10 protein-coding genes, 1 tRNA gene and 4 pseudogenes are annotated in these 14,578 nt (G+C 68.0%); 12 read left to right on the top strand and 3 right to left on the bottom strand.

What is annotated here, in order from left to right; all coding sequences use genetic code 11:
• Nucleotides 1–29: 29 nt before the first annotated feature.
• The 3 genes and pseudogenes from ntrB to ACFJI0_RS15020 form a co-directional block, all read right to left on the bottom strand.
• Nucleotides 30–969 (bottom strand): annotated as a pseudogene (ntrB, locus tag ACFJI0_RS15030) (nitrate ABC transporter permease).
• Between the two features lie 30 nt (nucleotides 970–999).
• A pseudogene (locus ACFJI0_RS15025) lies at nucleotides 1,000–2,270 on the bottom strand (CmpA/NrtA family ABC transporter substrate-binding protein).
• 332 nt (nucleotides 2,271–2,602) lie between these two features.
• Complete coding sequence (locus tag ACFJI0_RS15020; RefSeq protein WP_382320789.1) at nucleotides 2,603–3,874, bottom strand: nitrate- and nitrite sensing domain-containing protein; 1,272 nt, start codon at nucleotides 3,872–3,874, stop codon at nucleotides 2,603–2,605.
• A gap of 73 nt (nucleotides 3,875–3,947) precedes the next feature.
• Here ACFJI0_RS15020 and tsaD point away from each other — a divergent pair, with 73 nt between their 5' ends.
• From tsaD to ACFJI0_RS14960, 12 genes and pseudogenes are all read left to right on the top strand, one after another.
• Nucleotides 3,948–5,051, top strand: a complete 1,104-nt coding sequence (tsaD, locus tag ACFJI0_RS15015) for a tRNA (adenosine(37)-N6)-threonylcarbamoyltransferase complex transferase subunit TsaD (protein ID WP_382320786.1) — start codon at nucleotides 3,948–3,950, stop codon at nucleotides 5,049–5,051.
• A gap of 113 nt (nucleotides 5,052–5,164) precedes the next feature.
• Nucleotides 5,165–6,469: a branched-chain amino acid ABC transporter substrate-binding protein gene (locus tag ACFJI0_RS15010; protein ID WP_382320784.1), complete on the top strand. Its 1,305-nt coding sequence runs from the start codon at nucleotides 5,165–5,167 to the stop codon at nucleotides 6,467–6,469.
• Nucleotides 6,470–6,494: 25 nt separating this feature from the next.
• On the top strand, nucleotides 6,495–7,697 hold the full coding sequence (locus ACFJI0_RS15005) for a pyridoxal phosphate-dependent aminotransferase (protein ID WP_382320782.1): 1,203 nt from the start codon (nucleotides 6,495–6,497) through the stop codon (nucleotides 7,695–7,697).
• A gap of 121 nt (nucleotides 7,698–7,818) precedes the next feature.
• On the top strand, nucleotides 7,819–8,085 hold the full coding sequence (rpsO, locus tag ACFJI0_RS15000; RefSeq protein WP_291117839.1) for a 30S ribosomal protein S15: 267 nt from the start codon (nucleotides 7,819–7,821) through the stop codon (nucleotides 8,083–8,085).
• Nucleotides 8,086–8,319: 234 nt separating this feature from the next.
• A pseudogene (gene pnp / locus ACFJI0_RS14995) lies at nucleotides 8,320–10,448 on the top strand (polyribonucleotide nucleotidyltransferase).
• Nucleotides 10,449–10,468: 20 nt separating this feature from the next.
• Nucleotides 10,469–11,458, top strand: coding sequence for an NAD(P)H-quinone oxidoreductase (locus ACFJI0_RS14990; protein ID WP_382320780.1), 990 nt, complete (start codon nucleotides 10,469–10,471; stop codon nucleotides 11,456–11,458).
• Nucleotides 11,459–11,480: 22 nt separating this feature from the next.
• Nucleotides 11,481–12,227, top strand: coding sequence for a triose-phosphate isomerase (gene tpiA / locus ACFJI0_RS14985; RefSeq protein WP_382320778.1), 747 nt, complete (start codon nucleotides 11,481–11,483; stop codon nucleotides 12,225–12,227).
• A 55-nt stretch (nucleotides 12,228–12,282) separates the two neighbouring features.
• Nucleotides 12,283–12,687, top strand: coding sequence for a preprotein translocase subunit SecG (gene secG / locus ACFJI0_RS14980; protein WP_291117827.1), 405 nt, complete (start codon nucleotides 12,283–12,285; stop codon nucleotides 12,685–12,687).
• A 180-nt stretch (nucleotides 12,688–12,867) separates the two neighbouring features.
• Nucleotides 12,868–12,952: transfer RNA gene (locus ACFJI0_RS14975), tRNA-Leu, on the top strand.
• Between the two features lie 48 nt (nucleotides 12,953–13,000).
• Nucleotides 13,001–13,361 (top strand): annotated as a pseudogene (locus ACFJI0_RS14970) (NADH-quinone oxidoreductase subunit A).
• A gap of 36 nt (nucleotides 13,362–13,397) precedes the next feature.
• The gene (locus ACFJI0_RS14965; RefSeq protein WP_066270388.1) at nucleotides 13,398–13,877 is read left to right on the top strand and encodes an NADH-quinone oxidoreductase subunit B family protein; all 480 of its coding nucleotides are present in this window, start codon (nucleotides 13,398–13,400) and stop codon (nucleotides 13,875–13,877) included.
• A gap of 69 nt (nucleotides 13,878–13,946) precedes the next feature.
• Nucleotides 13,947–14,555, top strand: a complete 609-nt coding sequence (locus ACFJI0_RS14960; RefSeq protein ID WP_382325663.1) for an NADH-quinone oxidoreductase subunit C — start codon at nucleotides 13,947–13,949, stop codon at nucleotides 14,553–14,555.
• Nucleotides 14,556–14,578: the final 23 nt, after the last annotated feature.

Genomic DNA, 14,578 nt, shown 5'->3' with positions numbered 1-14,578 from the left:
GCGATCGCCTTCGGGCGGCCGGGCGGCGCTCATGACTTCACCTCTTCGAACGTGAACAGCGTCGCCAGCTTGATGAGGCCGAACTCGAGCACCAGGCCGACGATGCCGATCACGAAGATGGCGATGATGATGCTGGCGACGTTGAGGTTGTTCCACTCGTCCCAGATCCAGAAGCCGATGCCCACGCCGCCGGTCAGCATCTCGGCGGCCACGATCACCAGCCAGGCCGTGCCCACCGCCAGCCGCACGCCGGTCAGCAGGTAGGGCAGCACGGCGGGGAACAGGATCTTGGTGAAGATCTTCCACTCGCTCAGGTTGAGCACGCGCGCCACGTTCATGTAGTCCTGCGGCACGCGCTGCACGCCCACGGCGGTGTTGATGATCATGGGCCAGATCGAGCAGATGAAGATGGTCCAGATCGCGGCCGGGTTGGCGCCCTTGAACACCAGCAGTCCGATCGGCAGCCAGGCCAGCGGCGAGACCGGGCGCAGCAGGCTGATGAGCGGGTTGAACATGCGGCTGAGGAAGTCGAAGCGGCCGATGGCGAAGCCGGCCGGAATGCCCACCAGCGCGGCCAGGCCGAAGCCCACGGCCACGCGCTGCAGCGACATGAGCACGTTCCAGCCCACGCCCTGGTCGTTCGGGCCGGCCTGGTAGAACGGGTCGGAGAACACGCCCACGGCCTGCGCCCAGGTTGCGCAGCGGCGTGGGGATGCCGCTGTCGCTGCTGCCGGCCACCAGCGACCAGACCAGCACGAGGAAGCCCAGGCCGAGCAGTGGCGGCAGCACGCCGCGGAAGAAGCCCGCGGCGCGCTCGCGCCAGGGCGAAGGCGAGGCCGGCCGGGCGGGCTCGACGGCGGCCGGCGCGAGCGGCGCGGCCACCGAAGGCTTGGGGTGGGGCACGGCGGCCACCGCGGGGGCGGCGGGCGCCACGGCCTCCAGGGGGGTGTGAAAAACGGCACTGACCATGGTGGTGTTCCTCGGGTGCGGCGGGCCGGGTCAGGCCGCCTTCATCTTGAAGCTGTCGGCGTACTTGGCCGGGTCCTTGCCGTCCCACACCACGCCGTCGATGAACCTGGCGCTGCGCAGGTCGGACTTGGGCAGCGGCGTCCTGGTGGCGGACGCGGCTTCCTTGTAGATGTCGATGCGGTTGACCTGCCTGGCCACGGCCAGGTAATCGGGGTGCGACTTGAGCAGGCCCCAGCGCTTGTGCTGGGTGAGGAACCACATGCCGTCGCTCAGGTAGGGGTAGTTGGCCGCCCCGTCGTTGTAGAACTTCATGTGGTTGGGGTCGTCCCAGGTCTTGCCCAGGCCGTTCTGGTAGCGGCCCAGGATGCGCTGGTTGATCGCGTCCACGCCGGTGTTCACGTAGGAGCGCTGGGCGATGGTCTCGGCCATCTTGTTCTTGTTCTGCAGGCCGGCGTCGATCCACTTGCCGGCTTCCAGGATGGCCGCCGTCACGGCGCGCGCGGTGTTGGGGTTCTTCTGCACGAACTCGGCCGTGGTGCCCAGCACCTTCTCGGGGTGGTCCTTCCAGATGTCCTGCGTGGTGTTGGCCGTGATGCCGATGCCGTCCATGATGGCGCGGTGGTTCCAGGGCTCGCCGACGCAGAAGCCGTCCATGTTGCCCACGCGCATGTTCGCCACCATCTGCGGCGGCGGCACCACGATGGCGCGCGCGTCCTTGAAGGGGTCGATGCCGGCCGCCGCCAGCCAGTAGTAGAGCCACATGGCGTGGGTGCCGGTGGGGAAGGTCTGGGCGAAGGTGTATTCGCGCTTTTCGGTGGCCATCAGCTTGGCAAGCGTTGGGCCGTCCACCGCGCCTTTTTCGGCCAGCTTCTTCGACAGCGTGATGGCCTGGCCGTTCTGCTGCAGGTTCATCAGGATTGCGCGGTGTCCTTCTTCGGCCCGGCGGTGCCCAGTTGCAGGCCGTAGATCAGGCCGTAGAGCACGTGGGCGAAATCCAGTTCGCCGTTGACCAGCTTGTCGCGCACGCCGGCCCAGCTGGCTTCCTTGGTCGGGACGATCTTGACGCCGTGCTTCTTGTCCAGGCCGAGTTCGGCGGCCATGACCACGCTGGCGCAGTCGGTCAGGGGAATGAAGCCGATCTTGACTTCGGTTTTTTCAGGTGCGTCGGAGCCGGCGGCCCAGACCCCGTGGTGGCCCAGCGTGGAGAAGAGGGCGGCCGTGCCGACGGCGCTGCCCTTCTTGATGAACTCGCGGCGCGAGGCGGTGGGGCCGTCGGCTGGGGTGGGGATGTCTGCGTTCATGTCCAACTCCTTGCTGATGAAAAAAAGCGGTGCCCCAAAGCACAACGGCGCCCATTTCCGTGCCTGCGCTGAGCGGGCGGGAAATGGACGCCGTTGTCCGTGTCTGGGAAGACTGTCTGGAACTCAGGCCGCCATTGGCCCGTTTTCCTTTGCCTGGATCAAAGCAGTTAGCGTGCCAGCCTCAGGGTTGTCCCGGGGTCGCGTGGGAAGCGCTTGATTTCCAAGGAAAAAACCCGACGGCCGGTGGGGCGGCATCCGGGTGGTGGGCTTCAAACTGGTGCGAGCCGATCCGGCGGGCACGCTATTTGTGCACCGCAGCACCGGGCCGCGTGTCAGTGGGGCCGGGCGGGCAGCACGTCGGCCATCGCCAGCACGGCCTCGGCCACCTCGATCAGCCGGCGGTTCTGGTTCATGGCGATCTGGCGCATGGTCTTGTGCGCTTCTTCCTCGCTGAGCTGGCGGTGCGCCATCAGCAGGCCCTTGGCGCGCTCGATCAGCTTGCGCTCGTTCAGGCTGGCGCGCACCGTGTCCAGCTCCTCGCCCATGGTCTGCAGGCGGCGCGCCTGGTCCTGCACCAGCTCGAGGATGGAGCGATCCAGCTGCAGGCCATAGCCCTGGGCGGCGGCGCCGAAGCCGGCGGGCACGGCCGCGGAAGGTGCGTCCTGGAAGAAGGAGAGGGCGTTGGCCTCGCGCGGGGCGGTGGTGCTGAGGGCCTGGTAGGCCTCCAGCTCGGTCCGGGCGGCGCCGATCTTGTCCTCGCAGGCGCGCAGCAGGTCGAGCGCGAGCCGGTCCTCGACCGCCTTCATGCGGTCCATGCGCTGGCTGCAGCAGTCGAACCAGACCTGGCTGAGCTGCACGTTGAGCGGCGCGCCCTGCGCGGCGGTGCAGAGCACGCGGCGCAGGCGCTCCAGTTCGGCCAGCGTGGCGCTGGCCTGGCTGGCCGCCCACAGGTCCACCGCTTTCGGGTTGGCGAACTCGGCGAACACCTGAAGGCAGCGCTCCTGCGACTCGATCAGGTGCAGCAGGCGCTGCTGCTCGATCGCCTCGGCGCGGCCGCTGACGAACAGGGCCGAGCCGGCGGCGCGTTCCTGGCCCGCGAACTCCTTGCCCTGCATGAAGTTGAACAGCGCCACCAGCAGGCGCGAGACCTCGGGGTCGCTCGCGCTGTCGGCGGCCTCGAACACCACCGCCAGCAGGCCCGCGATCAGGCGCACGTAGGCGTCGGTGGCCTGGCGGGTGGTCCAGGCCAGCGAGGCCACGCGCTCGCGCAGGTCTTCGAGCGCGTTCAGGCCGTGCAGCACGTAGGCGATGCGGCTGAACAGGCGCGCGCCATGGCCGACGCGGGCGGACTCGGTGTCCAGGCTGTCGAAACAGGCGCGCAGCTCGGCCTCGGTCTGGCGGCATTCCTCGATCTGGCGGGCGCGCATGTCGGTGAAGCGCGCGCCCTGGGAGCCGATGTGCAGGTTGGACAGGCCGCGCTCGCGCTGCAGACCGTGCACGAGCCGGCCGGTGACATTCACCAGCGCGCTGGTCAGCGCGAGCTCCTGCAGCTCGGCGATTTCGCAGCGCTTGGCGGCGACAAGGAAACTCAGGCCCGATTTCATGGGGGATGTTCGTGGGGTAGGGGGCATGCCCCTGCCACTGAGCAACAACCATGCCGCCCCGTACACTTCCCGCATGCGGATTTTGGGAATCGAGTCGTCCTGCGACGAAACCGGCGTGGCCCTGGTCGATGCCAGCGGCAACGCCACCCCCCGGCTGCTGGGGCATGCCCTGCACAGCCAGATTGAAATGCACCAGGCCTATGGCGGCGTGGTGCCCGAGCTCGCCAGCCGCGACCACATCCGCCGCGTCCTGCCGCTGACCGACGCCGTGCTGGCCCAGGCCGGCCTGCCGCTCTCGGCCGTGGACGCCATCGCCTACACCCGGGGGCCGGGGCTGGCCGGCGCCTTGCTGGTCGGCTCGGGCGTGGCCTGCGCCCTCGGGTTTGCCTTGGGCAAGCCGGTGATCGGCGTGCACCACCTCGAAGGCCACCTGCTCTCGCCCTTCCTGAGCGCCGACCCGCCCGAATTCCCCTTCGTGGCGCTGCTGGTCTCGGGCGGCCACAGCCAGCTGATGCGGGTGGACGGCGTGGGCCGCTACGAACTGCTGGGCGAGACCATCGACGACGCGGCCGGCGAGGCCTTCGACAAATCGGCCAAGCTGCTCGGCCTGCCGTACCCGGGCGGCCCGGCGCTCTCGCGCCTGGCCCAGCAGGGCGACGCCCAGGCCTACAAATTCCCGCGCCCGCTGCTGCACAGCGGCGATCTCGACTTTTCGTTCGCCGGCCTCAAGACGGCGGTGCTCACCCAGGTGAAGAAGCTGGCCCATGCCCACCCGGACGGCCCGGCCACGCTGCACCTGGCCGACCCGCTGAGCGCGCAGCAGAAGGCCGATGTGGCCGCCAGCGTGCAGGCCGCCATCGTCGAGGTGCTGGTGAAGAAATCCTTCATGGCGATCCGCCAGACCGGTCTGCGCCGCCTGGTGGTGGCTGGTGGGGTGGGGGCCAATGCGCTGCTGCGCGAGCAGTTGGGCGCCGCCTGCGCCCAGGCCGGCGTGCGCGTGCACTACCCCGAGCTGCACCTGTGCACCGACAACGGCGCCATGATCGCGCTGGCCGGCGGCATGCGGGCCCAGGCCGGGCTGGCCGGCGCCGACGCAGCGGGCGCCGGCGGTTACCCCTTCGACGTGAAACCGCGCTGGCCCCTCTCCGACCTGGGCCGCCCTGCCACCGCTGGATGAGCGGGCGGGCGATTCCTGTAATTATGAATTAAACTTCCGGCGCTGTCGCCTTGGCGACTCGGCTGCGTGGGCCATTCCCGGCCCCCGGCCTTTGCACCCGGAGCCCTTCTCTGATGAAACACCTGTTGGATTCCCTGTTTTCGCCGCGCCGCCGCGCGCTCGTCGCGGCCCTCGTGGGCGGCCTGACCACCACCCTGGCCGTGGCGCAGGCGCCCGCCACCGGCGCCCCGGTCCGCATCGGCATGATCGAAGGCCTCTCCGGCCCGATCGCCAACACCGGCGATGCGGTGTTCCGCAACCTGGTCTGGGCCACCGAGCGGGTCAATGCCCGCGGCGGCGTGAAGCTGCCCGGCGGCAACCGCCCGCTGGTGATCGAGCGTTTCGACAGCAAGGGCCAGACCGACGAGGCCCTCTCGGCGCTGCGCTCGGCGATCGACAAGGGCGTCACCATCGTCGCCCAGGGCAACTCCTCGGCGGCGGCGAGCGCGCTGATCGACGCCATCAACAAGCACAACGAGCGCGACACGGCGCGCCAGGTGCTGTTCCTCAACTACTCGGCGGTGGACCCGGTGCTGACCAACGAGAAATGCAGCTTCTGGCATTTCCGTTTCGACGCCCACGCCGACATGCGCATGAAGGCTCTCATGAGCGTGCTGCGCAAGGACAAGCAGCTCAAGAACATCTACCTGATCGGGCAGGACTACAGCTTCGGCCAGGCCGTGCTGCGCGAGGCGCGCAGCCAGCTCGCGGCCCAGCGGCCCGATGTGACCATCGTCGGCGACGAGCTGCACCCCATGGCGCGCGTGAAGGACTTCCTGCCCTACGCCGCCAAGATCAAGGCCAGCGGCGCGCAGGCCGTGCTCACCGGCAACTGGGGCAACGACCTCACGCTGCTGGTGAAGGCCGCGCGCGAAAGCGGCTTCGATGGCAGCTTCTACACCTTCTACGGCAACGCGCTGGGCGCGCCCGCCGCCATGGGCGACGCCGGCATCGGCAAGGTGATCGCCGTGGCCGACTGGTTCCCCAACGTGCCCACGCCCGAGTCCGAGGCCTTCTACAAATCGTTCCGCGAGCGCTTCCCCAGCCCGGCCGACGACTACGTGCACATGCGCATGCAGCTGCTGGTCGAGGCACTGGCGCAGGCCATCGAGCGCGCGGGCGCGGCCGGCCCGGTCAACGCCGCCACCATCGCCGCCCAGCTGGAAAAGGCCGACGTCACCCTCGCTGGCCAGCGCGCCCGCATGCGCGGCGCCGACCACCAGTTCCAGCAATCGCTGGCCGTGGCCGTGATGGACCGGCAGGGCGCGCCCGGCGTCAAGTTCGACGTCGAAGGCTCGGGCTACGGCTTTCGCGTGATCCGCAACCTCAGCCCGCAGCAGGCCGAGCTGCCGCACACCTGTACCATGCAGCGACCTTGATATAGCTTTGCGGGAGCGTGTGCCGATGAGACAGGTGGTGGAGCAGCTGGAGGCCTCGCGCATCCGGGAAGTCGCGAACGAGGGCCTGGGCCGGGCCGATGTGCTCAAGTTCTGGTTCGGCGAGAGCGACGAGGTCACGCCCGGCTTCATCCGCGACGCGGCCGTGGCCTCGCTGCAGGCCGGCGAGACCTTCTACGCGCACAACCTGGGCCTGCAGGAGCTGCGCGAGGCGCTGGCGGCGTACACCGACAAGCTCCACCCCGGGCGCGGCGCGGGCCACTGGTTCGATCGCCTGGCCGTCAGCTCGGGCGGCGTCAACGGGCTCATGCTGGCCTCGCAGGCCCTGGTGGAGGCGGGTGACGAGGTGATCGTGGTCTCGCCGGCCTGGCCCAACCTGGTGGCGCAGCCGCTCATCCTGGGGGCGAAGGTCAAGACCGTGCCGCTGCGCGTGCAGGCCGATGGCCCCCGGGCGGGGGCCTGGGTGCTGGACATGGACGCCTTGCTCGCTGCCATCACGCCCTCGACCCGCCTGCTGGTGGTCAACGCCCCCAACAACCCCACGGGCTGGACGCTCAGCGCCGCCGAGCAGCGCACCATCCTCGCGCACTGCCGCCGCACCGGCACCTGGATCCTGGCCGACGAGGTCTACGAGCGGCTTTATTTCGCGGACGACACGCCCAACGGCGCCGCGCCCAGCTTCCTGGACGTGGCCGAACCGGACGACCGCGTCATCGTCGCCCACAGCTTCTCCAAGAGCTTCCTCATGACCGGCTGGCGCCTGGGTTGGCTGGTGCTGCCGCCAGCGCTCACCGCCGCCATCGGCAAGCTCATTGAATACAACACCTCCTGCGCGCCGGTGTTCGTGCAGCGCGCGGCTACCGTGGCGCTGCAGCGCGGCGACGAGGTCACCCCGGCCCTGGTGGCGCACCTGCGGCACTGCCGCGACACCCTGGTGCCGCTGCTGCGCGCGCTGCCCGGGGTGACCCTGGCCGAGCCGCTGGGCGGCATGTACGCCTTCTTCCGGCTGGCGGGGCAGGACGATTGCCTGGCGGTGGCCAAGCGCCTGGTGCGCGAAGCCGGCCTGGGCCTGGCGCCCGGCAGCGCCTTCAGCCCCGAGGCCAGGGGCTGGCTGCGCTGGTGCTTCGCCAGCCGCGACACGGACCGCCTGGTGCAGGGCGTGGAGCGCCTGCGCCACTGGCTGGCCGCCCAGCCGCCGGCTGCCTCCTGAGTCCTTCTGGTCTATAATTCGCGGTTGCTGTCTTCACGGGCGGCAATTTCACGCCCGCGGCGGCCCACATCGGCTGCGGCGGGACGCACGTAACGCCAGGCAACTGGCCAAGGAACTTTCAATGATCGCCCAATCCATCAAAGCCGAAGTGGTCGCGGCCAACGCCCGCGCCGCCAACGACACCGGCAGCCCCGAAGTGCAAGTCGCACTGCTGACCGCCCGCATCAACGAGCTCACCCCTCACTTCAAGACCCACGCCAAGGACCACCATGGCCGCCGCGGTCTGCTGCGCATGGTGAGCCGCCGCCGCAAGCTGCTCGACTACCTGAAGTCCAAGGACGCCGAGCGTTACATCGCCCTGATCCAGAAACTGGGCCTGCGCAAGTAATTGGCACGGCTGTGACACACGAAACGCCTGAGTTGGTTCGCTGGCTCGGGCGTTTTTTGCTTGTCACGCGCCTTTTTTGATTCCGGAGCCCCGACAACAGAGCGAAGCTGTGTCATTCCAAACGGGTTGTGCGCCAGGTGTGGCGCCCACAGTCCTTCTGGAATGGCATCGTGTTCTGGGTTGTGTCTCCGGGTTTTGTGCAGCGAAGCTGCACGCATTTAACGGAGAGACACCATGAGCATGTTCAACAAGGTCACCAAGAGCTTCCAGTGGGGCCCCCACCACGTCACGATGGAAACCGGCGAAATCGCGCGCCAGTCCACCGGCGCCGTGCTGGTCAACATCGATGACACCGTGGTCCTGGCACCGTGGTCGCCAAGACCGAGGCCAAGGCCGGCCAGGACTTCTTCCCCCTGACGGTGGACTACACCGAGAAGTCGTACGCCGCCGGCAAGATCCCCGGCAGCTTCTTCAAGCGCGAAGGCCGCCCGAGCGAACTCGAGACGCTGACCTGCCGCTTGATCGACCGCCCGATCCGCCCGCTGTTCCCTGAAGGCTTCTACAACGAAGTGCAGGTGATCGTGCACGTGGTGAGCCTGAACCCCGAAGTGCAGGCCGACATCGCCGCGATGATCGCCACCTCCGCCGCGCTGGCCGTCAGCGGCATCCCGTTCAACGGCCCCATCGGCGCCGCCCGCGTGGGCTATGTCAACGGCGAGTACGTGCTCAACCCGGGCCAGACCCAGCTCAAGGACAGCCAACTCGACCTCGTGGTCGCCGGTACCGAAGCCGCCGTGCTGATGGTGGAATCCGAAGCCGACCAGCTGTCGGAAGAAGTCATGCTGGGCGCCGTGGTCTACGGCCACGACATGGGCAAGATCGCCATCGCCGCCATCAACGAACTCGTGCGCGACGCCGGCAAGCCGGCCTGGGACTGGCAGCCGCCGGCCAAGGACGAGCCGCTGATCGCCAAGGTCGACGCTCTGGCCAAGGCCAAGCTCGAAGCCGCCTACCAGATCCGCAACAAGCAGGCCCGCACCCAGGCCTGCCGCACGGCCTATGCCGACGTGTTCGCCGCCCTGAAGGCCGAAGGCGTGGAATTCGACAGCGTGGCCGTCGAAGCCCTGCTGTTCGAGATCGAAGCCAAGATCGTGCGTCGCCAGATCCTGGCCGGCGAGCCCCGCATCGACGGCCGCGACACCCGCACCGTGCGCGCCATCGAAATCCGCAACAGCGTGCTGCCCCGCACCCACGGCTCGGCCCTGTTCACCCGCGGTGAAACGCAGGCGCTGGTCGTGCGCGCGCTCGGCACCGACCGCGACGCGCAGCGCATCGACGCGCTGGCCGGCGAGTTCGAAGACCGCTTCATGCTGCACTACAACATGCCTCCCTTCGCCACCGGCGAAGCCGGCCGCTTCGGCACCCCCAAGCGCCGCGAGATCGGTCACGGCCGCCTGGCCAAGCGCGCGCTGATCGCCGCGCTGCCGAGCAAGGAAGATTTCCCCTACACCATGCGCGTGGTGTCCGAGATCACCGAGTCCAACGGCTCCTCGTCGATGGCTTCGGTCTGCGGCGGCTGCCTGGCGCTGATGGACGCCGGCGTGCCCATGAAGGCGCACGTGGCCGGTATTGCCATGGGCCTGATCAAAGACGGCAACCGCTTCGCCGTGCTGACCGACATCCTGGGTGACGAAGATCACCTGGGCGACATGGACTTCAAGGTGGCCGGTACCACCAACGGCATCTCGGCGCTGCAGATGGACATCAAGATCCAGGGCATCACCAAGGAAATCATGCAGGTCGCGCTGGCCCAGGCCAAGGAAGCCCGCATGCACATCCTGGGCAAGATGCAGGAAGCCATGGGCGAAGCCAAGACCGAAGTGTCCAACTTCGCGCCCAAGCTCTTCACCATGAAGATCAACCCCGAGAAGATCCGTGACGTGATCGGCAAGGGCGGCTCCGTCATCCGTGCGCTGACCGAAGAAACCGGCACGCAGATCAACATCGACGAAGACGGCACCATCACCATCGCCTCGACCGACTCGGCCAAGGCCGACGAAGCCAAGCGCCGCATCGAGCAGATCACGGCCGAAGTGGAAGTGGGCAAGGTCTACGAAGGCCCGGTCACCAAGATCCTGGACTTCGGTGCCCTGATCAACCTGCTGCCCGGCAAGGACGGCCTGCTGCACATCAGCCAGATCGCCCACGAGCGCGTCGAGAAGGTCACCGACTACCTGACCGAAGGCCAGATCGTGCGCGTGAAGGTGCTGGAGACGGATGAAAAGGGCCGCGTCAAGCTGTCCATGAAGGCCTTGGCCGAACGCAACACCGGCGAGCAGGCACCTCAGCAGCCTCAGTCGTGATGTCACCGGTGGTGCCGGTCATGCAAGCCGTTGAAATCAGCGCCTATGGCGCACCCGAAGTCCTGCGCCTGGGCGAACGCCCGGTGCCGGTCGCGGGTGCGGGCGAGGTGCTGATCCGTGTGAGTGCGTCGGGCGTGAACCGCCCTGACGTGCTGCAGCGCACCGGCAACTACCCGGTGCCGCTTGGCGCGTCCGACATTCCCGGCCTCGAGGTGGCGGGCGTGATCGAATCGGGCGATGCCGCCGCGATGGCGGAAGCCGGCCTGAAGGCCGGCGACCGCGTGTGCGCGCTGGTCGCCGGGGGTGGTTATGCGCAGTGGTGCGTGGCGCCCGTGGGGCAATGCCTGCCGGTGCCCGAAGGTCTGGACGACATCGCCGCCGCTTCGCTGCCCGAGACCTTCTTCACCGTCTGGAGCAACGTGTTCGACCGCGGTCGCCTGCAGGCCGGTGAAACCCTGCTGGTGCAGGGCGGCACCAGCGGCATCGGCGTGACCGCGATCCAGATCGCCAAGGCCCTGGGCGCTCGCGTGATCGCCACCGCCGGCAGCGACGACAAGTGCGCCGCCTGCCTCAAGCTCGGCGCCGACCACGCCATCAACTACAAGACCCAGGACTTCGTGGCCGCCGTGGCCGAGCTCACGGGCAAGCAAGGCGTCAACGTCATCCTCGACATGGTCGCCGGCAGCTACGTGAGCCGCGAGATCGAATGCTTGGCCGAAGACGGCCGGCTGGTGATCATCGCGGTGCAGGGCGGCGTCAAGGCCGAGTTCAACGCCGGCCTGGTGCTGCGCCGCCGCCTGACCATCACGGGGTCCACCCTACGGCCCCGGCCGGTGGCGTTCAAGGCGGCGATCGCGGCCTCGCTGCGCGCGCGTGTGTGGCCCTTGCTGGCCGAAGGCCGCATCCAGCCGGTGATTCACCAGGTGTTCCCCGCCGCGCAGGCCGCGGCGGCGCACACGCTGATGGAGTCCAACCAGCACGTCGGCAAGCTCGTGTTGAGCTGGGCCTGACCCGGTCAGAGAAGAACCCGTCATGAGAAAACTGATTGCAGGCAACTGGAAGATGAACGGCTCGCTGGCCGCCAACGAAGCGCTGGTCAAGGCCATGCTCGATGGCCTCGGCGGCCAGTCGCCCAAGGCCGACATGGCTCTGTGCGTGCCCGCGCCCTACCTGGCGCAGGTGGGCGCGCTGCTGCAAGGCAGCCCGATCGCCTGGGGTGCGCAGGATGTGTCGAACCAGGAGCAGGGCGCCTACACCGGTGAGGTGTCGGCGGCCATGCTGCGCGACTTCGCCTGCCGCTACGCCATCGTGGGCCATTCCGAGCGCCGTCAGTACCACGGCGAAACCGACACCTTGGTGGCCGAGAAGGCGAAAGCCGCGCTGGCCAAGGGCATCACGCCCATCGTCTGCGTCGGCGAAACGCTGGCCGAGCGCGAGGCCGGTCACACCGAGGAGGTGGTCAAGCGCCAGCTGGCGGCCGTCATCCATCTCTGCGGCCACTGCATCACCGAAATCGTCGTGGCCTACGAGCCGGTCTGGGCCATCGGCACCGGCAAGACCGCCACGCCCGAAGAGGCGCAGCAGGTGCACGCCGTGTTGCGCGCCCAGATTTCGGCGGCGACGCAGAATGCCGGTCGGGTTCACATCCTGTACGGCGGCAGCATGAACGCCGCCAACGCCGCGAGCCTGCTGGCCCAGCCCGACATCGACGGCGGCCTCATTGGCGGTGCGTCGCTCAAGGCGCCCGACTTCCTTCAGATCGTGGCTTCGGCCCCTTAATCCCCGCTCGCGCCCTGGGTGGCGCGGCGACAACCGATATCTCCGGAGAAAAAAGATGAACGTTTTGTTGACCATCCTGCTGGCGGTTCAGATCCTGGCCGCGCTGGGCATGATCGGCCTGATCCTCATGCAGCACGGCAAGGGTGCCGATGCGGGCGCGGCCTTCGGTGGTGGCGCCGGTTCGGCCAGCCTGTTCGGCGCCTCGGGTGGCGCGAACTTCCTGTCGCGCACCACGGCCGTGCTGGCCGCCATCTTCCTCGCCTGCACGCTGGCTCTGGCGTATTTCGGCAACCTGCGCACCGCCGCACCGAGCACGGGCAGCGTGCTGGAAGGCGCTGCCTTGCCCGCGCAACCGGCCGGAGCCGCCCAGCAGATCCCGGGCACCGGCACGGCGCCCGCGCCGGCTGCCGCAGGCGATGCCGCACCGGCCACCGGCGCGGCCCAGATTCCCGCCAAGTAAGCGAATCCTCCATCCGCCCGGACACCACGCTGGGCGGACTTTTCCTGCGCTGCGACAACCCGACCGATTCCTTCGGAAAAACCGGGGCAGCCCCCGGAAACAGGGGGCGTTTCAGGGTAAACTCTATGGGTTGTCAGCAAGGCTCGCACCATTCCTCGCGAGCCCATCAATGCAGACCCAGCCGACGTGGTGAAATTGGTAGACACGCTATCTTGAGGGGGTAGTGGCGAAAGCTGTGCGAGTTCGAGTCTCGCCGTCGGCACCAATCATTGGACAACACGGTCCCACGCCGTGTCAGCGGAATCTACCCAAGATGAGTCTCGAACAATACCTTCCTGTGCTCCTGTTTATCTTGGTGGGTATTGCCGTAGGGATCATCCCGCAGGTTCTGGGCTACATCCTTGGCCCCAACCTCCCGGACGCCGAGAAAAACTCCCCTTACGAATGCGGCTTCGAGGCTTTCGAAGACGCCCGCATGAAGTTCGATGTGCGCTACTACCTGGTGGCGCATCCTCTTCATCCTGTTCGACCTCGAAATTGCATTCCTCATTCCCTGGGCCGTGGCGTTCTCCGACATCGGGGCCACGGGCTTCTTCGCTGGCGTGGTGTTCCTGGCGATCCTGACCGTGGGCTTCGCCTACGAATGGAAAAAAGGCGCGCTGGATTGGGAATGAGTTCGACAGACGCGTGCGCGCGCACCGGAGCGGTTCATGATTGAAGGTGTATTCAAGGAAGGTTTCGTCACCACCAGCTACGACTCGGTGGTGAACTGGGCCAAGACCGGCTCGCTCTGGCCCATGACCTTTGGTCTGGCCTGCTGCGCGGTCGAGATGATGCACGCGGCCGCCGCGCGCTACGACATCGGCCGCTTCGGCTCCGAAGTGTTCCGCGCCAGCCCGCGCCAGTCCGATCTGATGATCGTGGCCGGCACGCTGTGCAACAAGATGGCGCCGGCCCTGCGCAAGGTCTACGACCAGATGGCCGAACCGCGCTGGGTGCTGTCCATGGGCTCGTGCGCCAACGGCGGCGGCTACTACCACTACAGCTATTCGGTGGTGCGGGGCTGCGATCGCATCGTGCCGGTGGACGTGTACGTGCCCGGCTGCCCGCCCACGGCCGAGGCGCTGCTGTACGGAATCATCCAGCTGCAGCAGAAGATTCGCCGCACCCACACCATTGCGCGTGCCTGAGCGCGGCGCCCCTGACATCGCTAGCACGTCACTGGCCCTGAAAGAACCCTGTTCATGACCGACACCGCCATGACTCCCCCTGCCGTCGAGCCCGAGGCGCTGAAGAACTCGCTGGCGGGTCTGCTGGGCGACAAGGCCCAATCCCTCCAGGTGGTCCGCGAAGAGCTCACGCTCACGGTGAAGGCGGCCGACTACCTGGCCGTCATGCAGACCCTGCGCGATGCGCCCGAGGCCCGCTTCGAACAGCTCATCGACCTCTGCGGCATGGACTACCAGACCTACGGCGATGGCCGCTGGGAAGGCCAGCGCTTCGCGGCGGTGGTGCACCTGCTGTCCGTCACCCACAACCACCGCGTTCGCGTGCGCGTGTTCTGCCCCGAAGACGATTTCCCGGTGCTGGCGTCGGTGACCCCGCTGTGGGCCGCGGCCAACTGGTACGAGCGCGAGGCCTTCGACCTGTACGGCATCGTCTTCGAAGGCCACGACGACCTGCGCCGCATCCTGACCGACTACGGCTTCATCGGCCACCCGTTCCGCAAGGACTTCCCGCTGTCGGGCCACGTCGAAATGCGCTACGACGCCGAGCGCCAGCGCGTGATCTACGAGCCGGTGACCATCGAGCCGCGCGAGATCACGCCGCGCATCATCCGCGAAGACAACTACGGCGGGCTTCACTGATGCACCCCCACGCTCATCACTTC

The organism is Hydrogenophaga sp. UC242_53, from assembly GCF_042696965.1.
GTDB lineage: Bacteria > Pseudomonadota > Gammaproteobacteria > Burkholderiales > Burkholderiaceae_C > Hydrogenophaga.
The sequence above is the reverse complement of the archived record's forward strand: the minus strand, read 5'-3'. Positions and strand labels throughout refer to the sequence as shown.